The 25,019-nt window shown below is 59.9% G+C and carries 24 protein-coding genes; 19 read left to right on the top strand and 5 right to left on the bottom strand.

Features of this window, described 5'->3' with window-relative positions; translation table 11 throughout:
• The first annotated feature begins 20 nt into the window (after positions 1–20).
• On the top strand, positions 21–824 hold the full coding sequence (locus GIW28_RS16705; RefSeq protein ID WP_017138343.1) for an IclR family transcriptional regulator: 804 nt from the start codon (positions 21–23) through the stop codon (positions 822–824).
• Here GIW28_RS16705 and GIW28_RS16700 read toward each other — a convergent pair whose 3' ends face one another.
• Entirely contained in the window at positions 825–1,877 is a 1,053-nt protein-coding gene (locus tag GIW28_RS16700; protein WP_099548762.1) for an NAD(P)-dependent alcohol dehydrogenase, read from the bottom strand.
• Between the two features lie 181 nt (positions 1,878–2,058).
• Between GIW28_RS16700 and GIW28_RS16695 the strand changes: the two genes are divergently transcribed.
• Positions 2,059–2,952 carry an AraC family transcriptional regulator gene (locus GIW28_RS16695; RefSeq protein WP_236446990.1) on the top strand — a complete coding sequence of 298 codons (894 nt, stop codon included), beginning with the start codon at positions 2,059–2,061 and terminating at the stop codon, positions 2,950–2,952.
• Between the two features lie 169 nt (positions 2,953–3,121).
• Here the strand turns inward: GIW28_RS16695 and GIW28_RS16690 are convergent, their stop codons facing one another.
• Positions 3,122–4,786: an electron transfer flavoprotein-ubiquinone oxidoreductase gene (locus GIW28_RS16690; RefSeq protein ID WP_017138340.1), complete on the bottom strand. Its 1,665-nt coding sequence runs from the start codon at positions 4,784–4,786 to the stop codon at positions 3,122–3,124.
• Positions 4,787–5,293: 507 nt separating this feature from the next.
• Here GIW28_RS16690 and GIW28_RS16685 point away from each other — a divergent pair.
• The 14 genes from GIW28_RS16685 to GIW28_RS16620 all read left to right on the top strand — a co-directional run bounded on the left by GIW28_RS16685 (position 5,294) and on the right by GIW28_RS16620 (position 16,931).
• Entirely contained in the window at positions 5,294–6,043 is a 750-nt protein-coding gene (locus tag GIW28_RS16685) for an electron transfer flavoprotein subunit beta/FixA family protein (protein WP_017138339.1), read from the top strand.
• Positions 6,044–6,045: 2 nt separating this feature from the next.
• Positions 6,046–6,975 carry an electron transfer flavoprotein subunit alpha/FixB family protein gene (locus GIW28_RS16680; protein WP_138453881.1) on the top strand — a complete coding sequence of 310 codons (930 nt, stop codon included), beginning with the start codon at positions 6,046–6,048 and terminating at the stop codon, positions 6,973–6,975.
• 83 nt (positions 6,976–7,058) lie between these two features.
• Positions 7,059–7,880: a substrate-binding periplasmic protein gene (locus GIW28_RS16675; RefSeq protein WP_017138338.1), complete on the top strand. Its 822-nt coding sequence runs from the start codon at positions 7,059–7,061 to the stop codon at positions 7,878–7,880.
• 9 nt (positions 7,881–7,889) lie between these two features.
• Positions 7,890–8,252: a DUF4398 domain-containing protein gene (locus tag GIW28_RS16670; RefSeq protein WP_017138337.1), complete on the top strand. Its 363-nt coding sequence runs from the start codon at positions 7,890–7,892 to the stop codon at positions 8,250–8,252.
• Positions 8,249–9,064, top strand: coding sequence for an OmpA family protein (locus GIW28_RS16665; RefSeq protein ID WP_017138336.1), 816 nt, complete (start codon positions 8,249–8,251; stop codon positions 9,062–9,064). Before GIW28_RS16670 ends, GIW28_RS16665 begins: the two co-directional genes overlap by 4 nt.
• Before the next feature lie 285 nt (positions 9,065–9,349).
• On the top strand, positions 9,350–10,789 hold the full coding sequence (locus tag GIW28_RS16660) for an aminotransferase-like domain-containing protein (RefSeq protein ID WP_017138335.1): 1,440 nt from the start codon (positions 9,350–9,352) through the stop codon (positions 10,787–10,789).
• Positions 10,790–10,904: 115 nt separating this feature from the next.
• A complete protein-coding gene (locus GIW28_RS16655; RefSeq protein WP_017138334.1) occupies positions 10,905–11,396 on the top strand; it encodes a hypothetical protein in 492 nt (163 codons plus the stop codon).
• Positions 11,397–11,557: 161 nt separating this feature from the next.
• Positions 11,558–11,812 (top strand): YkgJ family cysteine cluster protein, encoded by a 255-nt coding sequence (locus GIW28_RS16650; protein WP_017138333.1) that lies wholly within the window; start codon positions 11,558–11,560, stop codon positions 11,810–11,812.
• A gap of 41 nt (positions 11,813–11,853) precedes the next feature.
• The gene (locus GIW28_RS16645; protein ID WP_017138332.1) at positions 11,854–12,459 is read left to right on the top strand and encodes an START domain-containing protein; all 606 of its coding nucleotides are present in this window, start codon (positions 11,854–11,856) and stop codon (positions 12,457–12,459) included.
• Positions 12,460–12,562: 103 nt separating this feature from the next.
• On the top strand, positions 12,563–12,799 hold the full coding sequence (locus tag GIW28_RS16640; RefSeq protein ID WP_056861689.1) for a hypothetical protein: 237 nt from the start codon (positions 12,563–12,565) through the stop codon (positions 12,797–12,799).
• A gap of 213 nt (positions 12,800–13,012) precedes the next feature.
• Positions 13,013–13,354, top strand: coding sequence for a ribonuclease E inhibitor RraB (locus GIW28_RS16635; protein ID WP_003193463.1), 342 nt, complete (start codon positions 13,013–13,015; stop codon positions 13,352–13,354).
• A 413-nt stretch (positions 13,355–13,767) separates the two neighbouring features.
• Complete coding sequence (locus tag GIW28_RS16630) at positions 13,768–15,177, top strand: circularly permuted type 2 ATP-grasp protein (RefSeq protein ID WP_236446989.1); 1,410 nt, start codon at positions 13,768–13,770, stop codon at positions 15,175–15,177.
• Positions 15,178–15,180: 3 nt separating this feature from the next.
• Positions 15,181–16,131, top strand: a complete 951-nt coding sequence (locus GIW28_RS16625; protein ID WP_017138328.1) for an alpha-E domain-containing protein — start codon at positions 15,181–15,183, stop codon at positions 16,129–16,131.
• On the top strand, positions 16,128–16,931 hold the full coding sequence (locus tag GIW28_RS16620; RefSeq protein WP_170040894.1) for a transglutaminase family protein: 804 nt from the start codon (positions 16,128–16,130) through the stop codon (positions 16,929–16,931). Before GIW28_RS16625 ends, GIW28_RS16620 begins: the two co-directional genes overlap by 4 nt.
• Positions 16,932–17,052: 121 nt before the next feature.
• Here GIW28_RS16620 and GIW28_RS16615 read toward each other — a convergent pair whose 3' ends face one another.
• Positions 17,053–17,859 (bottom strand): c-type cytochrome, encoded by an 807-nt coding sequence (locus GIW28_RS16615; protein ID WP_236446987.1) that lies wholly within the window; start codon positions 17,857–17,859, stop codon positions 17,053–17,055.
• 648 nt (positions 17,860–18,507) lie between these two features.
• Between GIW28_RS16615 and GIW28_RS16610 the strand changes: the two genes are divergently transcribed.
• The 3 genes from GIW28_RS16610 (at position 18,508) to GIW28_RS16600 (ending at position 22,818) form a co-directional block, all read left to right on the top strand.
• Positions 18,508–19,713, top strand: a complete 1,206-nt coding sequence (locus tag GIW28_RS16610; RefSeq protein ID WP_176991436.1) for an acetyl-CoA C-acetyltransferase — start codon at positions 18,508–18,510, stop codon at positions 19,711–19,713.
• 16 nt (positions 19,714–19,729) lie between these two features.
• Positions 19,730–21,877 carry a 3-hydroxyacyl-CoA dehydrogenase NAD-binding domain-containing protein gene (locus GIW28_RS16605; protein ID WP_236459012.1) on the top strand — a complete coding sequence of 716 codons (2,148 nt, stop codon included), beginning with the start codon at positions 19,730–19,732 and terminating at the stop codon, positions 21,875–21,877.
• A 215-nt stretch (positions 21,878–22,092) separates the two neighbouring features.
• Entirely contained in the window at positions 22,093–22,818 is a 726-nt protein-coding gene (locus tag GIW28_RS16600; protein ID WP_138450543.1) for an amidotransferase, read from the top strand.
• On the opposite strand, the gene GIW28_RS16595 is transcribed toward GIW28_RS16600, so the two are convergent.
• Together GIW28_RS16595 and GIW28_RS16590 are read right to left on the bottom strand one after the other, a co-directional pair.
• The gene (locus GIW28_RS16595; RefSeq protein ID WP_099548771.1) at positions 22,815–23,786 is read right to left on the bottom strand and encodes a magnesium and cobalt transport protein CorA; all 972 of its coding nucleotides are present in this window, start codon (positions 23,784–23,786) and stop codon (positions 22,815–22,817) included. The two genes, GIW28_RS16600 and GIW28_RS16595, sit on opposite strands and share 4 nt — an antisense overlap.
• 134 nt (positions 23,787–23,920) lie before the next feature.
• Positions 23,921–24,661, bottom strand: coding sequence for a lysophospholipid acyltransferase family protein (locus GIW28_RS16590; RefSeq protein WP_017138322.1), 741 nt, complete (start codon positions 24,659–24,661; stop codon positions 23,921–23,923).
• Positions 24,662–25,019 lie beyond the last annotated feature (358 nt).

Here is a 25,019-nt window from a genome sequence, read left to right as displayed (position 1 = left end):
TACTTCCCAATAGGCCCGATATGCAGGAAAACGCCCACATCCCCGTCAAAGACGCCGCCCCCACCGGCACCCAGACCCTGCTGCGTGGCCTGGGCGTGGTGCAAGCGGTGGCGGCGGGTGCGCGCGACTTGAAAGAGATCGCCAGGCGCATCGGCACCACCCGCAGTACCACTCACCGGCTGGCCAGTTGCCTGGTGGAGGAGCGTTACCTGCGTGTGGTGCCGCAAGTAGGTTATTTGCTCGGGCCGAAACTGATCGAACTGGGGTTTCAGGCCCGTGACGAACTGCCGCTGGTGACCCTGGCGGTGCCGTACCTGGATGAACTGTCGGCGCTGACTGGCGACACCATCCACTTGGCGATTCGTGAATACGACGACGTGCTCTACCTGCACAAGAACCCCGGCCGCTACGGCCCGGAAATGCGCTCGCGAGTCGGCCATCGCATGCCGCTGGCGCGCACCGGTGTGGGCAAGGCAATGTTGCTGGATGACTCTGTGCAGGAGTGGCAGCGCCTGTATGAAGCCAGCCTGCCCGCCGAGGGCAAGAGCCAGCAATGGCCAGCGCACCCGGAGCAATCCTGGGCGCAGTTCGAGCAGCGCATGCGCGAATACGTGGAGGGTGGGTATGCGTTCGACCTGGAAGACAACGAACCGTCGATCCGTTGTGTGGCGGCACCGGTGCGCGATGCCAGCCGGCGAATCGTCGCCGGCATCAGCATCGCCAGTACCGTGCCCTACATGCCGCTGGAAAAGATGGCCGAGCTGATCCCTGTGATCAAGCAGGTCGCAGCGCGGCTGTCAGCGGAGTTGGGCGCTAAGGCCTGATCAGGCCTTCAAGGTCGCCATGTCGATGACAAAGCGGTACTTCACATCGCCGGCGATCATGCGGGTGTAGGCCTCGTTGATCTGGCGGATATCGAGCATTTCAATGTCACAGGTGATGTTGTGCTCGGCGCAGAAATCCAGCACTTCCTGGGTTTCGGCAATGCCGCCGATCAACGAACCGGCCAGCACTTTACGGCCCAGCACCAGCTTGGCAGCGTTCACCGGTGGGTCGACCGGTTCGATCAAGCCAACCAGGATATGCACGCCGTCAAAGCGCAGCACGTCGAGGTAGGGGTTCAGGTCGTGTTGCACCGGAATGGTGTCCAGCAGGAAATCGAAGCTGCCGGCGGCGGCTTTCATCTGCTCGGCATCGGTGGACACGATGACATGGTCGGCACCCTGGCGACGGCCTTCTTCAGCCTTGCTCGCGGAGCGGGTGAACAGCGTCACTTCTGCGCCCATGGCCTTGGCGAACTTGATGCCCATGTGGCCCAGGCCACCCATGCCCAGCACGCCGACTTTGTCGCCAGCCTTCACGCCGTAGTGCTTGAGTGGCGAGTAGGTGGTGATGCCTGCGCACAGAATCGGCGCGGCGCTGGCCAAGTCGAGCTTGGCCGGGATCTTCACCACGAAGTGCTCACTGACCACGATGCTGTCGGAGTAGCCGCCCATGGTGTTGCTGCCATCCACCCGGTCCGGGGTGGCGTAGGTCATGGTCGGGCCTTCGAGGCAGTACTGCTCAAGGTCCGCATGGCAAGCGTCGCAGTGGCGGCACGAATCAACCATGCAGCCCACGCCCACCAGATCGCCGACTTTGTGCGCGGTCACGCTGGTGCCGACGGCGGTGACTTTGCCGACGATCTCATGGCCAGGCATCAGCGGGTACACGGCGATGCCCCACTCGTTGCGTGCCTGGTGGATGTCGGAGTGGCATACGCCGCAGTACAGAATCTCGATGGCTACATCGTCGGCGCGCGGGCTGCGGCGTTCGAAGGACATGGGGGCGAGGGGAGTGGTGGCCGACTGGGCGGCATAACCGATGGCGGTGTACATACAGAAACCTCGCAAAAGGATTGACTAGGGAGGCGGCGTATTTTCCGCGCAGGGCCGGGATGCGGCCATGGCGATTGCTCCGAACCTCATGCCTATTCGTCCGGGAGTGCCCTGTGTTTGGATTCATGTGCGCTCAGACCTGCGATGATGCTCTTATCCCTTTTTAACGAAGTTTTTTGCCATGTTGTTGACCCGCCATCTCGATGCCAACGCCACGCTGGTTGCCTTGATTGAGGACCTGACGCCCTGTGACGGTTTCTCCCCGACGCACCTGCCCGGTGTGAAGGTATTGCGCGCCAGTTGCGACGTGGCACGCGGCCCGCAGATCTACGAGCCGAGCCTGATGTTCGTGGCCCAGGGCAGCAAAGTCGCCTATCTGGGCCCGCGCACACTGGAGTATGGCGCCGGGCACTACCTGATCCAGGCGATGCCGGTGCCGTTCGAGTGCGAGACCTTTGCCATGGCGCCCAACGCGCCGCTGTACGGGGTCACCGTGGGGATTGATCGCGTGGTGCTCGGCGAACTGGTCATGGCCATGGGCATGCAGGCCGGGCCGCCGCCGACGGCGCAGACATTGGAATCCATGAGCTCGGTGATGCTCGATGATGCAATGCGCGGCAGCGTCGAGCGGCTGCTGCAGTGCCTGCACGATCCGCTGGAAAGCCGGATCATGGGCCCGGCGCGGGTCCGGGAAGTGTTGTTTACCGCATTGCGCGGGCCACAGGCGGATGTGCTGCGTGCCTTGGTGGAACAACAGGGGCAGTTTTCGCGCATCGCCACCTCGTTGCATCACCTGCATGCCCATTACGCCGAGCCGCTGAACATTGAGACGTTGGCCGGGTATGCGCATATGAGTGCTTCGACCTTTCACGAGCATTTCAAGCGTTGCACGCTGCTGTCGCCGGTGCAGTATTTGAAGCGCTTGCGGTTGTTGAAGGCCCAGCAGTTGCTGCTGGTGGACGGCTTGGGCGTGGCGCAGGCGGCGCATAACGTGGGGTATCAGAGTACATCGCAGTTCAGTCGCGAATATAAGCGTTACTTCTTGCGTAACCCTGGTGAAGAGCGGGTCGCCTGACACAACGCGGTCAAAACTGTGGGAGCTGGCTTGCCTGCGATAGCGGTGTGTCAGCCACCTATTCATTACTGACCCACCGCTATCGCAGGCAAGCCAGCTCCCACAGTTGATTTATGTTGGCCATAAAAAAGGCTCCCGTTTGGGAGCCTTTTTTGTTCAAGCAACTGCCTTACATATTCGGGTAAGTCGGCCCACCCGCGCCTTCCGGCGTAACCCACGTGATGTTCTGCGAAGGGTCCTTGATGTCACAGGTCTTGCAGTGCACGCAGTTCTGGGCGTTGATCTGGAAGCGCTTCTCGCCGTCTTCCTTGGTGATCACTTCATACACGCCAGCCGGGCAGTAGCGCTGCGCCGGTTCATCGTAGAGCGGCAGGTTGGTGCCGATCGGGATGCTTGGGTCTTTGAGCTTCAAGTGGCACGGCTGCTCTTCTTCGTGGTTGGTACCGGAGATGAACACCGAGCTCAGCTTGTCGAAGCTCAGTTTGCCGTCGGGTTTTGGGTAGTCGATCTTCTTGCTGTCCTTGGCGAGCTTCAGGCAGGCGTAATCCGGCTTGGTGTCGTGCAAGGTAAACGGCATTTTGCCGCCGAGGATGTTCTGGTCAAACCAGTTGAAGCCGGCGCCGATGATCGGGCCGAACTTGTGCATCGCCGGGCCGAAGTTGCGGCTGGCGAACAGCTCTTCGTAGAGCCAGCTGGCCTTGAAACCGTCGACGTAGTTGGTCAGTTCGTCACCGCCTTCGGAGTCCGCGAACAGGCGCTCGGCCACGGCGTCGGCAGCGAGCATGCCGGACTTCATCGCGGTGTGGCTGCCTTTGATCTTGGCCACGTTCATGGTGCCCAGGTCGCAGCCGATCAAGGCGCCGCCTTTGAAGACCATCTTCGGCAACGAGTTGATGCCGCCTTTGGCCAGGGCACGCGCGCCGTAGCTGACGCGTTTGCCGCCTTCCAGGTATTGCGCCAGCACCGGGTGGTGCTTGAGGCGCTGGAACTCATCGAACGGCGACAGGAAGGTGTTGCTGTAGGACAGGTCGACGATCAGGCCGACAACCACCTGGTTGTTTTCCAGGTGATAAAGGAACGAGCCGCCGGTGTTCTCGTTGCTCATGATGTCCAGCGGCCAGCCGGCGGTATGAACCACCAGGCCAGGCTGATGCTTGGCCGGGTCGATTTCCCAGATTTCCTTGAGGCCGATGCCGTAGTGCTGGGCGTCGGCGTCGCTGTCCAGGTTAAAACGCTGGATCAGTTGCTTGCCGATGTGGCCACGGCAACCTTCGGCGAACAGCGTGTACTTGCCACGCAGCTCCATGCCTGGGGTGTACACGCCTTCTTTTGGATGGCCTTCGCGGTCGACGCCGAGGTCGCCGGTGATGATCCCGCGCACCACGCCGTTCTCGTCGAACAGCGCTTCCTGGGCGGCGAAGCCTGGGTAGACTTCTACGCCCAGGTTCTCGGCCTGCTGGGCCAGCCAGCGGCACAGGTTGCCCAGGGAGATAATGTAGTTGCCTTCGTTGTGCATGGTCTTGGGCACAAAGAAGTCAGGCACCTTGGTGGAGGCTTCAGGGCTGCGCAGTACATAGATGTCGTCGCGCACAACCGGGGTATTGAGCGGAGCGCCGAGTTCCTTCCAGTCCGGGAACAGTTCGTTCAGGGCGCGTGGTTCGAACACGGCACCGGAGAGGATGTGAGCGCCGACTTCGGAGCCTTTCTCGACCACGCAGACGCTGATTTCTTTACCGGCTTCGGCGGCCTTCTGCTTCAGTCGGCAGGCGGCAGACAGGCCTGCCGGGCCAGCGCCGACGATGACCACGTCGAATTCCATGTATTCGCGTTCCACAGGCTATCTCCTACTCAAGGCTCAACAGGCTTTTTTTTCTAATGGATGGAGGTTCGGTGTCGTCTTGCAACAACGGCAAGACCCACCTTTCTCTCTAGGTGGCGCATTATATCTACACCACTGGCAGCGTCCAATACAAACGTTTGTTTGAATTGCTCGCAGGCTAGGTAAATCAAAGCAACGCGGCTTATGACTGGCTATTTTGGCGTATTGACCAGAATAGGCGTTCCGGTCAATATACGGTCGGTTTTGCGCTTACCGTAGGCAGACAGCAGGTTTCAAGAGCACGTCCAAAAGCAAGACAGGTGACGCGTGCCTAAACAATGGTGCGCAGTTTACACACTGCGATAAAGAATGACCTCTCAGTCACCCCTGACGAACGGTCATCATTTCCCCATCGCTAAGTCATCCGCCGAAGTTTTTGGAGGTGCCCTTGTGTGCCGATGAGCATCAACCGCCAGGTTCGCCTAGGCGACTTTCTTTTCACCGGAGAGTAACGAGGAATCCATGAAGGTTCTTGTAGCTGTCAAACGCGTTGTCGATTACAACGTGAAAGTTCGCGTCAAGGCGGACAATTCCGGCGTCGACCTTGCTAACGTCAAAATGTCGATGAACCCTTTCTGCGAAATCGCTGTGGAAGAAGCTGTACGCCTGAAAGAGAAAGGCGTGGCGACTGAAATCGTGGTGGTTTCCATCGGCCCTACCACTGCTCAAGAGCAGCTGCGTACCGCCCTGGCCCTGGGCGCCGACCGCGCCATTCTGGTTGAGTCGGCTGAAGACCTGACCTCCCTGGCCGTGGCCAAGTTGCTCAAGGCCGTTGTCGACAAGGAACAGCCTCAGCTGGTGATCCTCGGCAAACAAGCCATCGACAGCGACAACAACCAGACTGGCCAGATGCTGGCTGCGCTGACCGGTTACGGCCAGGGCACCTTCGCTTCCAAAGTCGAAGTGAGCGGCGACAGCGTCGCTGTGACCCGTGAAATCGACGGCGGCGCACAGACCGTTTCGTTGAAACTGCCGGCCATCGTCACCACCGACCTGCGTTTGAACGAGCCGCGCTATGCGTCCCTGCCAAACATCATGAAAGCCAAGAAGAAGCCGCTCGAGTCGGTGACTCCAGAAGCTTTGGGCGTTTCCACCGCCTCTACCAACAAGACCGTCAAGGTTGAAGCACCGGCTGCACGCAGCGCGGGCATCAAGGTCAAGTCGGTGGCTGAATTGGTCGAGAAACTGAAAAACGAAGCGAAGGTGATCTGATCATGGCTATCCTCGTAATCGCCGAACACGACAACAAGGTGCTGGCCCCGGCCACGCTGAACACCGTGGCCGCTGCCGCTAAAATCGGTGGCGACATTCACGTGCTGGTAGCAGGTCAGGGCGCTGGCGCCGTGGCTGAAGCCGCTGCGAAAATCGCGGGCGTGAGCAAAGTCCTGAACGCTGACAACGCCGCCTACGCGCATCAGTTGCCGGAAAACGTTGCTCCGCTGGTAGCTGAGCTGGGCGCTGGCTACAGCCACATCCTGGCTGCCGCCACCTCCAACGGCAAAAACATCCTGCCACGCGTTGCCGCGCAGCTGGACGTTGACCAGATCTCCGAGATCATCTCGGTAGAAAGCGCTGACACCTTCAAGCGCCCGATCTACGCCGGTAACGCCATTGCCACCGTACAGTCCAACGCTTCGGTCAAAGTCATCACCGTGCGTGCCACCGGTTTCGACCCGGTTGCCGCTGAAGGTGGTTCGGCTGCCATTGAAGCTGTTGCTGCTGCCCACGACGCTGGCACTTCCAGCTTTGTTGGCGAAGAGCTGGCCAAGTCGGATCGCCCTGAGCTGACCGCTGCCAAAATCGTCGTTTCCGGCGGCCGCGGCATGCAGAACGGTGACAACTTCAAACACCTGTACGCCCTGGCCGACAAGCTGGGCGCTGCGGTCGGCGCTTCCCGCGCGGCCGTCGACGCAGGTTTCGTACCCAACGACATGCAGGTCGGCCAGACCGGCAAAATCGTTGCGCCACAGCTGTACATCGCCGTCGGTATCTCCGGCGCGATCCAGCACTTGGCCGGTATGAAAGACTCCAAGGTGATCGTTGCGATCAACAAGGACGAAGAAGCGCCAATCTTCCAGGTGGCTGATTACGGCCTGGTTGCGGACTTGTTCGAAGCCGTACCCGAGTTGGAGAAGCTGGTCTAATCCAGTTGCTTCACTTATAAAGAGCCCGGTCTTGTGACCGGGCTTTTTTTTGCCCGGCTTTTTTGAACATCGGAGAAACCGCCATGGATCTGCGTCCCGTATTGCTGGCACTGACACTTGGATTGGCGCTACTGCCCGGCCTCGCGCTGGCTGCCGGCAAGTGTGAGCGCCTGGTGATTACCGGCAGCCCGGACGCGCCGCCGTTGCTGTGGCGTGACCCTCAAGACCCAACGCACCTGATCGGCGCCACGGCTGATGTACTGCAACAAATCGGCAAGGACCTGGGCCTTAAAATCGACCTGCTTTACGGCGGCAAACGCTCCCTGGCCCTGGATGAAGTGCGCAGCGGGCGCATGGACATCCTCGCCGATGCGCCGCTGAACCTGGGCGAGCTGGAAACCCTCGACTACATCCATCCGGCACTGGTGCAGATCGACTATCTGGTGTGGACGCGCAAGGATTCGCCGCTGGTCTACACCAGCGCTGAAGACTTGCACGGGCATAAAGGCGCGGTCTCCGAGCGTGCGCGCTTGAGCGCTGGTTTCGACACCTTCGCCGGCCAGCAGCTCAGCTTGCAACGCCTGCCCAACTTGACCCCGGCGTTCCAGAAACTGCTGCTGGGTGAAGTCGACTACGTGCTGGCCGGGCGCTACTCGGGCATGGCCATGGCCCAGACGCTGGGCATGAGCAACGACCTTGTCGCCCGTGAAATACCCGTCGACCAGCCCGGCCTGTACCTGGCGATTTCCCACAACTCCGCCTGCAACGATCCGTGGCTGCGCGGACAGCTGGCGAAAAAGATGACAGAATTACCCGCGTCTGGTGTCGCGCAAGCCGCTTTGCAGCGCAACCTCGAACGCTGGAAAGCGCAATTGCAGCAACCCGTCGGCACCCCAGCAAAGTAAGGATTTTCAGTGACTCTTCGACCTCTTTTCGCGGCCCTCGCCGTTGTCGCTCTGGCGGGATGTGCAGCTGATCCTGCGCCGAACGAACAAATACGCCTCACCCAGCAGGCCTTGGAACAGGCCAACGCCGTGGGCGCCAGCACCGATGAATCGCCTGAACTGAAACTGGCTGAAGACAAGTTCGCCAAGGCCCGGGCCGACATGGCCGACCAATCCTACAAAGATGCGCGCATGCAGGCCGAACAGGCCGAGCTGGACGCGCGTCTGGCTGAAGCGCGGGTATTGACGCGCAAAAGCCAGGAACAGTTGAACGTGCTTAACACCCGCATCGCCCGACTGCGCAAACAATTGCAGCTGGGAGAAGCCCAATGAGCCCGCTGATCCGTGGTTTGAGTTGTGTGTTGCTGCTGGGCAGCGCGGCGTTGGGCGGTTGCGCCAGCCAGCCCAACAGCGAGCAGGCGTTGCAGCAGGCTGGCAGCGACTTCCAGAAGGTCAAGGAAGACGCGAATGTGCTGCGTTTTGCGCCCAAGGATGTGATTCGTGCCGGCGAATCCCTGGCCCGCGCCGATCGCTTGTCCAGCTACTGGGGCAGCGGCCCCGACGTGGTGCATTACGCCTACCTGAGCCAGCGCTACAGTGAGATCGCCCGCGAACACACCGAGCAGGGGCTCAACGCCGAGCGCGGCACCAAGCTGGAGCTGGAACGCCAGCGCCTGCAATTGGCCCTGCGTGAGAGCAAGTTGGCGAGCGTGCAGCAGCAAGGCAAGTGGCTCGAAGAGCAAATCGCCAGCCTGACCACCACCCAGACCAATCGCGGCCTGGTCATGACGTTGGGCGATGTGTTGTTCGACACCGGTGACGCCGAGCTGCAAAACTCGGCCAACCGCACCGTGCTGAAAATTGTGCAGTTCTTGCAGTTGAACCCCAAGCGCGTGGTGCGCATCGAGGGTTATACCGACAACACCGGTGGCGAGCAGGAAAACCTCAAGCTGTCGCGCGACCGTGCGCAATCGGTGGCTGATGTGCTGATGGACCTGGGGATTGATGAAAAACGTATCCAGGTCGAGGGCTACGGTGACCAGTACCCGGTAGAGGCCAACGCCTCAGAGCGCGGCCGCGCGCAGAACCGCCGGGTGGAAATTGTGTTCTCCGACGAAAAAGGCCAGCTGGGCGCCGCTCGCTAAAAACCTGCATCGATCAGTGTGGGAGCTGGCTTGCCTGCGATGCAGGCGCCTCGGTATGTCAGGCAAACCGAGGCGATACTATCGCAGGCAAGCCAGCTCCCCACAGGTTGCCGCGTACACACAGAACCGATCATTGATCGGTTTTTTTATGCACCTTGCCCCTACAGTTTTCTCTATCACTGCCGCCCGCGCTCGACTATTGTGGCAACTGTCCCCGTACACTTCTAAACTGTGCCGGTATGTTTCACACAAAAATAAAATACCCGTGAAATCGAGTGCTGCGTCATGACCAATCTGTTGCTTTACCAACGTATCGCCCAGCAACTGGCTGAGGACATCCGGCGCGGTGTCTATCAACCCGGCGAGCGCGTGCCTTCGGTGCGCAAGATGAGCTCACAGCTCAACGTCAGCCACGCCACGGTGTTGCAGGCGTATGCGAACCTGGAAGACCAGGGGCTGATCCGCGCGCGGCCGCAGTCGGGTTATTACGTGCACCAGACGCCTGCGCTCACGGCGCCGACGCCGGATATCGCCCGGGTTGAGCGTCCGGGGTTGGTCACGCGCAGCAGCATTATCCAGCAGGTATTGGTCGAGTCGCGCCGCGAAGGCGTGTTCCCGTTGGGTGCGGCCGTGCCGAGTGTCGATTATTTGCCGGTGCGCGCGTTGCACCAGCAACTGGCCAAGGTCACGCGCTTCCAAAGCCCGCGGGCCTTCAGCTACATGTTCAGCCCGGGTTTTGAACCATTGCGCCGCCAGGTGGCGATTCGCATGCGCGATGCTGGCGTGGTAGTGGACCCCTCCGAAGTGGTGATCACCCACGGGTGCGTTGATGCGTTGCAGATGTCGTTGCGCGTACTGACCCGTCCGGGCGACCTCATCGCGGCTGAATCACCGACCTATTACGGCTTGCTGCAACTGGCCGACCTGCTGGGCCTCAAAGTCATCGAGATCCCCAGCGACCCGGCTACGGGCATGAGCCTTGAGGCGCTGCAACTGGCGGCCAACCAATGGTCGATCAAGGCCTTGGTGCTGACCACGCGCCTGAGCAATCCGCTGGGCGCGACCATGCCCGAGGAACGGCAGAAACAGTTGCTGCGCCTGGCCTCGGATTTCGATATCCAGATCGTCGAGGACGATATCTACGGCGAGCTGATGTTCGAACTGGGCCGCACCAAGGCGCTCAAAGCCTATGACCGCCTGGATCGGGTGATCTACTGCTCGAGTTTCTCCAAAACCCTGTCCCCCGGCGTGCGCATCGGCTGGATGATTGCCGGCAAGTACCAGCAGGAAATCCAGCGGCTGCAAATGTTCAGCACCCACTCGGCGTGCAGCGTCACCCAGATGGGTGTGGCGGCGTACCTGGAGAACGGTGGCTACGACCGGCACCTGCGCTACATCCGCCAGGAATACCGCAAGAACCTCAGCGCATTCCAGCTGGCGGTGCAGCAGTATTTCCCCGAAGGCACGCAGATGACCCGGCCGACCGGCGGCTTTATCCTGTGGGTCAGTTTGCCCGGCAGGGTCAATACCCAGGAACTGCACGTGCGTGCGCTGCAGCAGGGCATCAGCATTGCACCGGGAGTCATCTTCAGTAATACGGAACAGTTTAACCACTGTATTCGCCTTAACTGCGGCACGCCGTGGAACCGTGAGGCAGAGCGGGCGCTGATGACGCTGGGGATGTTGGCCAGCCAGTTGTGCCAGGAAACTGCGGCCGGGTTTTGAACCAGGGCTGAGGCGCGTAAAGGGGACACTCATGTTGACCGACTGATCAGCAGGCTTGTCATGCCGCGTTCAACAAGCGAGCATATGGCCCTCTGCCGTTAATGCTGTAGGCAATATGACCTCTATTTTTCGTGCTGTTGTGGTAATTGGCCTGTTGAGTCTGTGTAACGTCGGCACCGTCCTGGCGGCAGCCCCCGTGACTGAAAGCAAGCCCGCAGCCAATACCCAGCAGAAGACTTCGGCGAAGAAACCGGCGCCGGTTAAAAAAGCCCCGGCGGCCAAGAAAAAAACCGGCGTCGTGAAAAAACGTGCACCGGTGGCGAGTAAATCCAAATCTGCCCACGAAGTAGCCCAGACCAAACTGCCACCGGCACAGTTGGACCTGTCCTTGCCAACCGAAATGGTCAGGCACTTGCAGCCCCTCGGCACTATGCCTAAACCCAAGAGCGTGCCGCTGTTGCCGCCGATGTTTGCGGAAAAACCCACCGACAACAGCGCGTTCCAGATCAATGGCCGCCTACTGAGCAACCAGATGCAGTTGCAGCTGCGTAACGAAGAGCGCCGCGACATTGAAGGCGCTGCGCTGGATTTCGAATTCAAGCAATAAAATTGCGCGCTTAGGTGACGCACGCCCTCGACCATCTGTCGCAGACTGGTCGGTCACTTTTGTTTTGTGCGAAAAACCCCTGTTAGACCATTTTAAAACGGCTGTTTAAGGGCGTACTCTAGCCCGGCCATCCACATTGAGTCGTCGAGGACCTGCTGGTCATGAAGTGCCGTGAAGGCTGTGGCGCATGCTGCATTGCCCCCTCCATCAGTTCACCGTTACCGGGAATGCCCAATGGCAAACCTGCGGGAGAACGTTGCCTGCACCTGTCGGTCGAACAGCTATGCCAGCTGTTCGGGCAACCGGAGCGGCCGGCGGTGTGCAGTGATTTCAAGGCAGACCTTGAGGTGTGCGGCAATGATCAGGCCGATGCGATCCGTTTGATCGGCTGGTGGGAGCAGATGACGGCGGCTTGATGGGCTTTACTATCGGAACTTCAAAAATAAGGAATACAACAATGGGTTCGCTGAAACGATTGGCTGTGTTGTGCGGTTTTACGGTGTTGTTTGCTGCCACTGCCCAGGCTGAAGATTGGCAAGTCGCCAAGGACGAAGACGGTATCAAAGTGTCCTTGAGCGAAATTGCCGGCTCCAAGTACAAGGCTTATCGCGGTGTCACCCTGATCAAAGCCCCCGTCGCCAAGATCCAGGCCCTGCAGGAAGACGTGGCCGGTGCCTGCGCCTGGATCCACGAATGCAAATCGCAAAAACTGCTCAAGACCGAAGGTGACAAGAGCTGGACCTACACTCAGTTCAAGGCGCCGTTTCCGGTGACCGACCGCGACTCGATCCTGGAGATCACCACCTCCAAGGCCGCCGACGGCACCGTGACCCGCAAACTGCTGGAAGTGCCGACTTATCAGCCCGAAGTCAAAGGTTACGTGCGCGTAGCCCAAGTGGACGGTTACTGGAAACTGGTGCCAAAGGGCGATAACCAGACCGAAGTCACTTACCAGGTGCACACCGAGCCAGGCGGCAGCGTGCCCTCGTGGCTGGCCAACAAGTTCGTGGTCGACGCACCGTTTAACACCTTGAAAGCCTTGAAAGAACACGCTGAAAAATAAGCGCAGTTGATCCGGTGCCTCAGGCCTTGAGTGGAACGTTTGCCGACCGCTCAAGGTCCAGATAGATGTGAGCCCACACATGGGCTTTATCGAGGAGGCACCGATGCAAACGTGGCAGATTACCTTCGTAGATGATCACGGTGTACAGACCGTGGAGCAGTTCGCCTGCGCGCAAAAGCCCAGCCTCGAAGACGCGGCGCACATGATCCGCAACAAGCTCGTGCCCGTGGCCGCCGAACTTGATCTCAATGACCTGGAGGGCCGCAAGCCCGAGCCGACGGTCAAGATCCTCAAAGATCAGAACAGCATTCAAATCCTCGACATCTCACCCGCCGCCTGAACATTTCCTGTAGGACCACGAAACCCCTCTGGTGGAGGTGATAGCTTCGCGCTACTCTGCAATTGAGATCAGCGAATGAATCGCTAAGGTCTGGTCTTGTCAGCTACAGGCTTGTTTTCCAACGGTGTTGTATTTGTCGTAGCTCCCGCGCCAGTAGGGCGCGGGCTTCGGGAAGCACGGAAAGTCTATCCATCGGTTTGAGGAGGACGTTTCATGAGCACAGCCTATCAAGAAGACATCAGCACCAACGTACTGCGCCGGATGAAAGAAGGCGGGTTCGACTTCTCGCGTTTTCACCCCATCGAGTTCTACGCCATTTTCCCGGATGAGGAACGTGCGCGCAGGGCTGCGGGTCGCTTTCGCGGGGAATCCCTGAATGCCCAGGTCAGCGCGCGCGACGATGGCGCCTGGTACCTGGAATTGAGCAAAATCATGTTCGCAACCTACGACGGCATAGGAGACTTCGAGCAAGACTTTGAGGCGGTGGTGGAACCGCTGGGCGGCATCATCGAGGGATGGGGCGTCAAGCAGGAGGTGCGTGGGTTACCCATGTAGTGCGATTTGTATGAGTAAAGCAGCGTATCGGCTGACCTTAGGGTCGGCCGTTTTTGTGTGTGCTGTATGAAATCTCCTAACCGCCACCTCACTTTTCTTGCACCAAAAAAAAGCCACCCAAACAGGGTGGCCCAAAGGGAAGAGCGGTTCGCTGAAACTGTAGGACGTGTCCTGTTCAGCCGATGGGGGTGATTATCCGCAAGCGTGGGCGGGCAGTGAAATCAACTCTGGCTATGCTGTTGATAGTCAAAACCCGCATTACGATGAAGCGCGGGGCGTGACGGCGGGCATTCTACGCACCAGGAAGGTGCGAGTGGATTCCGTTATTTATTCAACTCACTGATTTTTAAGTGTTTATGCCGATGGCGCGGGCCTTGCAACACGGCTTGCGTCCGAGTGACAAGGAGTACGGCATGACCCGCACTTATTACGATGAAATGTACGACGGGGCAGGGCAGGTCCGGCCCCATTACCGCGAGTTCGCCCGCTGGTTGGCTGATACGCCCGCCGAACTGCTCGCGCAACGTCGGCGTGAAGCCGATTTGCTGTTCCACCGTGCCGGCATCACCTTCACCCTTTACGGGGACGAGCAGGGCACCGAGCGCCTGATCCCGTTTGACACCATCCCACGCAGCATTCCCGCCAGTGAATGGCGGATGGTCGAGCGTGGCTGCATTCAACGGGTCAAGGCGCTGAACCTGTTCCTGGCCGACCTGTACCACGGGCAACGCATCATCAAGGCCGGCATCATCCCCGCCGAACAAGTGCTGGCCAATGACCAATACCAACTGGCCATGCAGGGCTTGAACCTGCACCGTGATCTGTATTCCCACATCTCCGGCGTCGACCTCGTGCGCGACGGTGACGGCACGTACTACGTGCTGGAAGACAATTTGCGCACGCCAAGCGGTGTGAGCTACATGCTCGAAGACCGCAAGATGATGATGCGCCTGTTCCCGGAACTATTTGCGGCCCAGCGCATTGCGCCCATCGACCACTATCCCAACCTGCTGCTCGACACCCTGAAAAGCTCAAGCCCACTGGATAACCCAAGCGTGGTGGTGCTGACACCGGGGCGTTTCAACAGTGCGTTTTTCGAGCATGCCTTTTTGGCTCGTGAGATGGGCGTGGAACTGGTGGAGGGCGCCGACCTGTTCGTGCGTGATGACCGTGTGTTCATGCGCACCACCGACGGTCCCAAGGCGGTGGACGTGATCTACCGTCGCCTCGACGATGCTTTCCTCGACCCGCTGGCCTTCAACCCCGACTCGATGCTCGGCGTGCCCGGCCTGCTGGCCGCATACCGCTCGGGCAATGTGGTGCTGGCCAATGCGATCGGCACCGGGGTGGCGGATGACAAATCGGTGTACCCGTTTGTCACCGAGATGATCCGGTTTTACCTGGATGAAGAACCGATCCTGCAGAACGTGCCGACCTTTCAATGCCGCAAGCCTGATGAATTGTTCCACGTGCTGGCCAACCTGCCGGATCTGGTGGTCAAGGAAACCCAAGGCTCCGGCGGCTACGGCATGCTGGTCGGCCCAGCCTCCACTGCGGCGGAAATCGAAGCCTTCCGCGCCCGTATCAAGGCCAAACCCCACGCCTATATCGCCCAGCCGACCCTGTGTTTATCCACCTGCCCGACCTTTGTTGAAAACGGCATCGCGCCACGGCATATCGACCTGCGCCCGTTCGTCTTGTCCGGCAAGGAAACCCGCGTGGTCCCCGGCGGCCTGACCCGCGTAGCGCTGCGTGAAGGTTCGCTGGTGGTCAACTCGTCCCAGGGCGGCGGCACCAAAGACACCTGGGTGGTCGAGGATTGAACCATGTTGAGTAGAACTGCCTCGGATTTGTACTGGATGTCTCGCTACCTGGAGCGCGCGGAAAACCTCGCGCGCATGCTTGATGTCAGCTATTCGCTGTCGCTGATGCCCCAGGATGGACGCGGCGATGGCCTGCACGAACTGGCCATGCCGCTGCTGATCACCGGCACCCTCGATGATTACCACGCGCGTCACGGCGAGTTGCATGCCGAGCGCCTGCTGCACTTTTTCGCACTGGACGCGGCCAACCCGGCGAGCATCTACAGCTGCCTCGGCGCCGCGCGGGCCAGCGCCCATGCGGTGCGCGGGCGAATTACCGCTGACATGTGGGAAAACATCAACACCACCTGGCTGGATATTCGCGATATCGCCCGGCAAGGGCTTAGCCGTTATGGCATGAGCCGTTTTTGTGAATGGGTCAAGGAGCGCTCGCACCTGTTCCGGGGCGCCACCTACGGCACCATCATGCGTAACGATGCGTTTCGCTTTATTCGCCTGGGCACCTTTATCGAACGCGCCGACAACACCCTGCGGCTGCTTGACGCTCGCTACGAAATGGCCGGTGACCAAGCAGCCGTCGTCACCGACGGCACGGCCCACGCCTACTATCAGTGGAGCGCCTTGCTGCGCGCCTTGTCGTCGTTCGAGGCCTACACCGAGATCTACCGCGACGCGCCCGGCGCCCGGCAAGTGGCTGAATTACTGTTGCTACGCGCCGACGTCCCGCGCTCATTAAGGGCGTGCAGCGAAGAGATCGACCAGATCCTCGCCAGCCTGCCCGGCATCAACGGCCGTCCGGCCCAGCGCCTGGCCGCCGAGATGGACGCGCGCCTGCGCTTTACCGCCATTGACGAAATCATCGAGGAAGGCCTGCACGCCTGGCTGACCGACTTTATCCCCTTGGTGCGCCAGTTGGGCGACGCCATTTACAGTTCCTACCTGGAGGCCGCATGAGACTCTCCATCAGCCACGAAACCACCTACCACTACGAAGACCAGGTGCGCGCCAGCATTCAGTACCTGCGCCTTACGCCCCACGACAGCGAGCGCCAGCATGTGATCAGCTGGCAGCTGGATTTGCCGCGCCCGGTGCGCGCGCAAGTCGACCCGTTCGGCAATATCCTGCACGTGTTGACCCTGGATGAGCCCCACGATGCGATCATTATTGGCGCCCGAGGCCAGGTGGATATCGACGAGTTGCGCGAGGCGGAACACGAGAACCAGTCAGCGTTTCCGTTCCTGCGCAGCACGCGCCTGACAGAACCCGATGAAGCATTGCTGGGTTTTGCGCAACAGCACTGCCAGCAACGTCGCGATCGCAACGCGTTGATCGACCTGATGCACGCGCTCAACCAATCAATGGTCTACACGCCTGGCGCCACCGAAGTCGACACCTGCGCTGCCCAGGCCTTTGCCGGGCGTGCAGGCGTGTGTCAGGACCACACCCACGCGTTCCTGGCCTGCGCGCGCAGCCTGGGGATACCTGCGCGGTATGTGTCGGGGTATTTGTACACCGAAGACAGCACGCACCTGGCGAGCCACGCCTGGGCCGAAGCCTGGCTGGATGACGCCTGGTACAGCTTTGATGTGACCAACCAACTGGCCCGACCGGAGCGGCATTTGAAGCTGGCCGTAGGTTTGGATTACCTCGACGCCTGCCCGGTGCGCGGTATGCGCAGAGGCGGTGGGCATGAGCAAATGCATGCCAAGGTGTTCGTGGCGCCGACGCCGGTGATTTCGGTGCAGCAGCAATAGGCACAGCACTTTAAGTGTGGGAGCTGGCTTGCCTGCGATAGCAGTGGGTCAGCTACACCTGTGCGGGCTGGCAGGCCGCTATCGCAGGCAAGCCAGCTCCCACATTGGATTTGTGATGGGCTTAGGGTTGTTGCTTACGCCCCGCCATATGCCTCAAGTACCCCACCAATAAATCCAACTCGCCATCGGGCAGCACACTGGCGTTAAACGCCGGCATCTTCGCCTGTGGCCAATGCCGCAAGCTCTGCGGGTCGCGGATGTAACGCTTGAGGAAGTCCTCGCTGAAATACTCGGTGGGGTTGTAGGGAATATTCAAGTCCGGCCCCACCTGCGCATCGCCGGCGCCATTGAGCCGATGACACGCCAGGCAATTCTTCTGAAACAGCGCAAAGCCCTGGTTGACCGGGTCATTCGCCGCCAACTTCGGGTCAGGCAACAAGGCCGGAAAACGTTCAGCCACCGTCTTCAATTGCTTGATCGCGGACACTTGGAACGGCCACTGTTCAGGGCTGATATGCCCGGCTTGCGGGTCGGTCCATACCAGATAAAACGGCCCGGCACTCGGTTTACCGTCTGCCAGTGCAGGCCACGGCTGGGCCGGGTCTTCCACTGCCAGCCAGGCGCGGGCACCGTGTTTCTCCAGAAGCGGCGCGGCTGTCAGTTCTGCGGCGAACCCATCCAGGGCCACGGCTTGCAGATGGTTCGCAGGCGTGAGACCCGGTAGCAGAGAGGCCAGCGGCACGGCGCGATAGGTCATAGTGCGCTTGTAGGAAACGTCATCGACGATCTGCACCGTCTGCGCATCCGGGTGCTTGAGCAGCTCAGCGGTCTGCCAGGTCTTGCGGGTGTGGTCGAGTTCGATAGTCAATTGCGCGGCCGTTGCCGGCAGGGCCAACAGCAAAGCGAGGAAGGCAAGGATCGGTTTCAAGGGAGAGCCCGGTTCAAGGTAGCGGTGGCGCCCACAATACCGGAAAGCTGCGCGCAAAAAGACAGCCCCTGCAACAGGACCGCTATGCGCAATGTCCTGGCAGGTGCTGCCAAAAGCTGCAGTCCTGGTGCTGTGTGTGCACGGAATCTGGAGGCTGAATCGTCACCCGATAACCTTGGTTAAATTGGGCAGGATCAGAATCAGTGTGGTGGCGAACAGAATAAGTCCCGCCTGACGTACTTTCGAATGTTTAAACATGGCTGACTGCCTTTTGTTGTTATTCCTGAGCGTCAAATGCGTGCCGATAAATTTCAGTATCGCGATGTGACGTTGCACTTTTCTTACAACTGCCCCAGCAAAACCCGGCAGCAGCTTCCTACTGATTCAACCTTAGAGCCCTCGTTCTTCGCGGCTTAGATCCATTTCATATCAGCTAATCAGTATTAGCGCTAAAAACGGCATGAGGCTTAGTGCCATCTTGGCGCCAGCCCTAGGGCTAGACAGCTAAAACGATTAATCAGCGGTTTCCCATAGCTGCCTACCGTTCGTCCGAGCGAGGGGGTCAAAAGCAATGAGCGCATCGGTCATTGAAACCGTGTCAATCGGGCCTGAAGGTAGGCACACACGCACTGGCTGCTCGAGGATGTCATGACCCAAGCTTTGATCTTTGATGCGATACGTACGCCCCGTGGCAAAGGCAAGGCCGATGGTGCCCTGCACAGCGTCAAACCGGTCAACCTGGTGGCGGGCCTGCTGACGGCGCTGGCGCAACGCAGCGACCTCGACACGCGCCAGGTGGATGACATCGTCCTTGGCTGCGTCACCCCGGTGGGTGACCAGGGCGCCGACATTGCCAAGACCGCTGCACTGGTGGCCGACTGGGATGTCAGCGTTGCTGGCGTGCAGATCAATCGCTTCTGCGCCTCGGGCCTCGAAGCGGTGAACCTTGGCGCAATGAAAGTGCGCTCGGGCTTCGAAGACCTGGTGGTGGTCGGCGGTGTCGAGTCCATGTCCCGCGTGCCTATGGGCAGCGACGGCGGCGCCTGGGTGCTCGACCCGCAGACCAATCTGCACAGCCACTTCACGCCACAGGGCATTGGTGCGGACCTGATCGCTACACTCGAAGGCTTCACCCGCCAGGACGTCGACACCTTCGCCCTACAGTCCCAGCAGAAAGCGGCCAGGGCGCGTGCAGACGGTTCCTTCAACAAGTCGCTGATTGCGGTGCAGGATCAGAACGGCATCGTGCTGTTGGACCATGATGAATTTATCCGCAGTGACTCCACCCTCGAAGGCCTCGGCAAGCTCAAGCCAAGCTTCGAAATGATGGGGCAGATGGGGTTCGACGCCACCGCGCTGCGGGTCTACAGCCATGTGGAGCGTATCCACCATGTACACACGCCCGGCAACAGCTCCGGCATTGTCGACGGCGCTGCGTTGATGCTGATCGGCTCCGAGGCCAAGGGCCGTGAACTGGGCCTGCAACCACGGGCGCGCATCGTCGCTACGGCGGTGACCAGCACCGACCCGACCATCATGCTCACCGGTCCCGCACCGGCGACGCGCAAGGCCTTGGCCAAAGCCGGTCTGCGCGTAGAAGACATCGACCTGTTCGAGGTCAACGAAGCGTTTGCTTCCGTGGTCCTCAAGTTCATCAAAGACATGGGCATAGACGCCGCTCGAGTCAACGTCAACGGCGGCTCCATTGCCATGGGCCACCCGCTGGGCGCCACCGGCTGCGCGATCCTCGGCACCTTGCTCGACGAGCTGGAGGCGCGTCAGCAGCGCTACGGCCTGGCCACCCTGTGTGTCGGCGGTGGCATGGGCATCGCCACCATCATCGAACGCCTCTGAGCCCAAGGAATTTGTCATGACCGAAGCCATTCGTTACGAAAAAGGCCAGGACCAGATTGTGGTGCTGACCCTCGACATGCCCGGCCAGAGCGCCAACACCATGAACGGCGTGTACCGGGAGGCCATGGCGGCCATCGTCACACGCCTTGAGGCGGAAAAGGCCAACATCGCCGGCGTGGTTATCACCTCGGCGAAGAAGACTTTTTTCGCCGGTGGCGACCTCAATGAACTGATCAAAGTCGACAAAGCCCACGCCAAGGCTTTCTACGACAGCGTGCTGGTGTTGAAGGCGCAACTGCGGCGCCTGGAAACTCTCGGTAAACCGGTGGTGGCCGCGATCAATGGCGCAGCGCTGGGCGGCGGTTGGGAGATTTGCCTGGCGTGTCATTACCGCGTTGCGCTGGATGACAAATCTACCCAGCTTGGCCTGCCGGAAGTCACCCTGGGCCTGTTGCCGGGCGGTGGCGGGGTAGTGCGCATGGTGCGCATGCTGGGGCTGGAGAAGGCTTTGCCGTATTTGCTGGAAGGTAAAAAAGTGCGGCCGCAGCAGGCGTTGCAGGCGGGTTTGATCAATGAGCTGGCGGCGGATCGCGATGAGCTGCTGGCCAAGTCCCGCGCCTGGATTTTGGCCAATCCCGAGGCCAAACAACCGTGGGACACCAAGGGCTACCAGATCCCCGGCGGCACGCCGTCAAATCCAAAAGTTGCGCAGATGCTGGCCATCGCGCCGTCGATTTTGCGCAGTAAAACCAATGGCTGCTTCCCCGCGCCGGAGAAAATTCTCTGTGCGGCTGTAGAAGGCGCCCAAGTGGATTTCGACACTGCGCACCTGATCGAAACCCGCTACTTCACCGAGTTGGTCACCGGGCAAGTGGCGAAAAACATGATTGGCACCTTCTGGTTTCAGCTCAATGAGATCAACGCCGGCAGCTCACGGCCGAAAGGTTTTGCCCCTTATGTCACGCGTAAGGTGGGCGTGCTGGGCGCCGGGATGATGGGCGCGGGCATTGCGTATGTGAGTGCCTGTGCGGGCGTTGAGGTGGTGCTCAAGGACATCAACCTGGCGGCGGCCGAGAAGGGCAAGGCGCATTCTGCCGCGCTGCTGGACAAGAAAGTCAGTCGTGGGCAATCGACCGCCGAACAGCGGGAAAGCACCTTGGCGCGGATTCATCCTACGGCCTCCGATGCCGACCTGGCCGGCTGCGACCTGATCATCGAAGCGGTGTATGAGGACCGTGAACTCAAAGCCAAAGTCACGGCGGCGGCGCAAAGCGTGGTCGGCAGCGATGCCGTGATCGCTTCCAACACCTCCACCTTGCCCATCACTGGCCTGGCAACAGCGGTGCCCGATCAAGGCCAATTCATTGGCCTGCATTTCTTCAGCCCCGTCGACAAGATGCCGCTGGTAGAAATCATCAAGGGCGCTCACACCCGCGACGAAACCCTGGCCCGAGGTTTTGATTTCGTACTGCAAATCAAGAAAACCCCGATCGTGGTCAACGACAGCCGCGGCTTCTTCACCTCGCGGGTGTTCGGCACCTTCACCAACGAAGGCATCGCCATGCTCGGCGAAGGCGTGGCGGCGCCAATGATCGAAACCGAAGCGCGTAAGGCCGGTATGCCGGTGGGGCCGTTGGCGGTGTCGGATGAAGTGTCCCTCAGCTTGATGAGCCATATCCGACAGCAGACGGCGAAGGATCTGCAAGCCGAAGGCAAGCAAGTGCCGGCTCACCCGGCGACGGCTGTGATCGATCTGTTGGTGAATGAATACAAACGCACGGGCAAGGCGGCAGGCGGCGGTTTTTACGACTACCCCGCAGGCGGGCACAAGCATCTGTGGCCCGAGCTGAAAACCCGCTTTGAACAACCCGGCAAACAGATCTCAGCGCAGGATGTGCGCGACCGTTTACTGTTTATTCAGGCGATTGAAACCGTGCGGTGCGTGGAGGAGGGCGTGTTGATGTCCACGGCGGATGCCAATGTGGGCTCTATCTTCGGCATTGGCTTTGCCGCGTGGAGTGGCGGTGCGCTGCAGTTTATCAACCAGTATGGCCTGAACGACTTCATTGCCCGGGCGCGTTACCTGGCCGAGCAATATGGCGAGCGGTTCTCACCGCCAGCGTTGTTGCTTGAGAAGGCTGCACGGGGTGAACTATTTGCCTGATCAAACCGCCCTGTTTTGAATGATGGAGAACCCCTGTGGGAGCGGGCTTGCCCGCGATAGCGTCATATCAGCCGATATTTGCAGTGGCTGACACACCACTATCGCGGGCAAGCCCGCTCCCACAGGTAGTCACTTGGCGGGACTTGCTTTGCTGGGGTGTTTCAAGGCAGGCTCTGGGCTGTGCATTATTCCCATCACTGTGTCAGGTATTTTTTATGTCGCTACGCGTCTGTATCCTGGAAACCGATATCCTGCGTCCAGGCTTGATCGATCAATACCAAGGGTACGGGCAGATGTTCAAGCGCCTGTTCTCCAAGCAACCGATTGCCGCCGAATTCGTCATCTACAACGTGGTGCAGGGCGAATACCCGCCAGCTGACGAGGTATTTGATGCCTACCTGATCACCGGCAGCAAGGCCGATTCCTTCGGCACCGACCCGTGGATCCAGACCCTCAAAACCTACGTGCTTGAGCGCTACGAGCGTGGCGACAAGCTGCTGGGCGTGTGTTTCGGTCACCAGCTACTCGCGTTGCTGCTGGGTGGCAAGACCGAACGCGCCAGCCAAGGCTGGGGCATGGGCATCCACGACTACAAGCTCAACGCCAAAGCGCCGTGGATGAGCCCGGTGGTGGAAGAATTGACCTTGCTGATCAGCCACCAGGACCAGGTCACCGCGCTGCCGAACAACGCCACGGTGATCGCCTCCAGCGATTTTTGCCCGTATGCCGCGTACCACATCGAAGACCAGGTGCTGTGCTTCCAGGGCCACCCGGAGTTTATCCACGACTATTCCCGCGAGTTACTGGAGATTCTTCAGACAACCCTGGGCGAAAAGGTCTACACCCACGGCGTAGCCAGCCTTGCGCGTGACCACCACGGTGCCACCGTGGCGGAATGGATGATGCGCTTTGTCGCCCACAAGCCAGAGGCTGCGGCTTAAAGCCAGCCCGACCGTTTAAAGCTGGCCCACAAACTGGTGCAGCCCACCGCAATAAACCCGAGCACCGCAAAATAGCCGTAGTGCCATTGCAGCTCGGGCATGTTCTGGAAGTTCATCCCATAAATCCCCGCCACCGCCGTGGGGAATGCCAGAATCGCCGCCCAGGCGGCGAACTTGCGCTGCACCACGCTTTGCCGCGAAGCCTCCAGTAACACACCGATTTCGATGGTCTGGCTGGCGATATCGCGCAGGGTAGTGAGGTCCTCCATCTGCCGCGTCACGTGGATCTGCACATCGCGAAAATACGGGCGCATATTCTTGTCGATAAATGGGAAGCTGAGCTTCTGCAGCTCCTGGCTGATCTCCACCATCGGCGCCACATACCGTTTGAGCCGCAGCACATCGCGGCGCAGGCCGTGCAGGTTTTGGATATCGTGCTCGCTCAGGGAACTGCACAGCACGTTCCGCTCCAACTCATCAATCTCGGCGTGGATCGCTTCGCTCACCGGCTGGTAGTTTTCGGTGACGAAATCCAGCAGCGCATAGAGTACGAAATCTTCCCCATGCTCCAGCAACAACGGCCGCGCCTCACAGCGCTGGCGCACAAAACCGTAGGACGCCGAGTGGCCGTTGCGGGCGGTGATGATGTAGCCGTTGCCGGCGAAGATATGGGTCTCGATAAACTCCAGCTTGCCGTTTTCGCGCACCGGTGAGTAGGTGACGATAAACAGCGCATCGCCGAAGGTTTCAAGCTTGGGGCGGCTGTGTTTTTCCAGGGCGTCTTCGATGGCCAGCTCATGCAGGTTGAACTGGCGTTGCAGGTTGGCCAGCTCCTGGGCGCTGGGTTCTTCCAGGCCGATCCACACAAAATGGTCGGGTTTGGCGGCCCAGGCGGCGCCTTCGTCGAGGGTGATATCCGTGACTTTCTTACCGGCGCTGTAAACGGCTGCCGCAACAACTCTACCCATGGTGCAGATCGCTTCTTATTAGGAGGACAGGTGTTGGGCAGCTTAGCCTGAATGGCGTTCCCTTGTTGCGGTGCAGAGGTCAGCTTTTTGTGGCGAGCAAGCTTGCTTGCGCTGGGGGCGAAGCCCCCCATCAATCACAAAGGCGCAGGTGCCCAAGCGGTTTGCAGCTCATGGTCCATCTCGGCAATGCATGCCTCCATCTGCGCCTGACACGTCTGCATCAACGCCGGGATGTCATCCGAAGTCAGCCCGACGGTAGGAATCGGCGGCAACGAGCGTATGAGCACCTCACCGCTGTTCCAGCGATTGAGCTGCATATGCTTGACGTAAGTGCTGGCGCACACCTGCACAATCGGTACGCCAGCCGCAATCGCCATATGGAACGCGCCCTTCTTGAACGGCAGCAAACCTTTGCCCAGGTTGCGTGTGCCTTCGGCGAACACCCAAATCGAGGTGTCCTCATGCTGCAAGGTCTGTGTGGTCGTAAGCATCGCCCGGCGCGCCTTGTGCGCATTGCCGCGGTCAATCAACACATTGCCCGCCAGCCAGAACAACTGGCCGAACAACGGCACCCACTTCAGACTCTTTTTAGCGATACACACCGTGCGATGGGGCACCACATTGCCGAATATAAACAGGTCATAGTTGGACTGATGGTTGGCGATGACCACACAGGTGCCGGGCTTGTTACGCAACGAGTCGACATCGGCCTTAAGGCGCAAGCCCAGGATACGCATGGCAGGCAACGCATAGAGACGAGCACACAGGCGGCTGTTGTCCGGGTTGAACGGCCGGCACACACCCAACAGCACGCCCAATACCCCGGCGACCATAAAGTGCAGGCCCATCAACAACATACGTAACAGAAAAAGCATCGACACAGCCCATCGGGACAAAAGGTGGCGCAGTGTACGGATGTGCACTGTATTCGGCAATTGCCCCTACAGACGTAGGAGATGGGCGATGTTTAAGCACATGTTTCAACGTATGCCGACATAGCCCGACTAGAGCGGCTAAAGACGTTTCGGATTTATTTGTAAGAAAAAGCCCGACTCAAGGTCGGGCTTTGGCACATCAGCTGTAGGTATCTAGACAATTATTGACGGTGGCCACCTATTCTGTGGCGAGCGGGCTTGCCCCGCGTTGGGCTGCGAAGCAGCCCCAAAACCAGGCCCCGCGTTCTTTCAGGCGAAACCTCAGTGCCTTTACTGGGGCCGCTGCGCAGCCCAACGC

It is taken from the genome of Pseudomonas sp. PA-5-4B (assembly GCF_021606215.1).
Taxonomy (GTDB): Bacteria; Pseudomonadota; Gammaproteobacteria; order Pseudomonadales; family Pseudomonadaceae; genus Aquipseudomonas; species Aquipseudomonas edaphica.
This window is presented reverse-complemented; position numbering and strand designations above follow the sequence as displayed.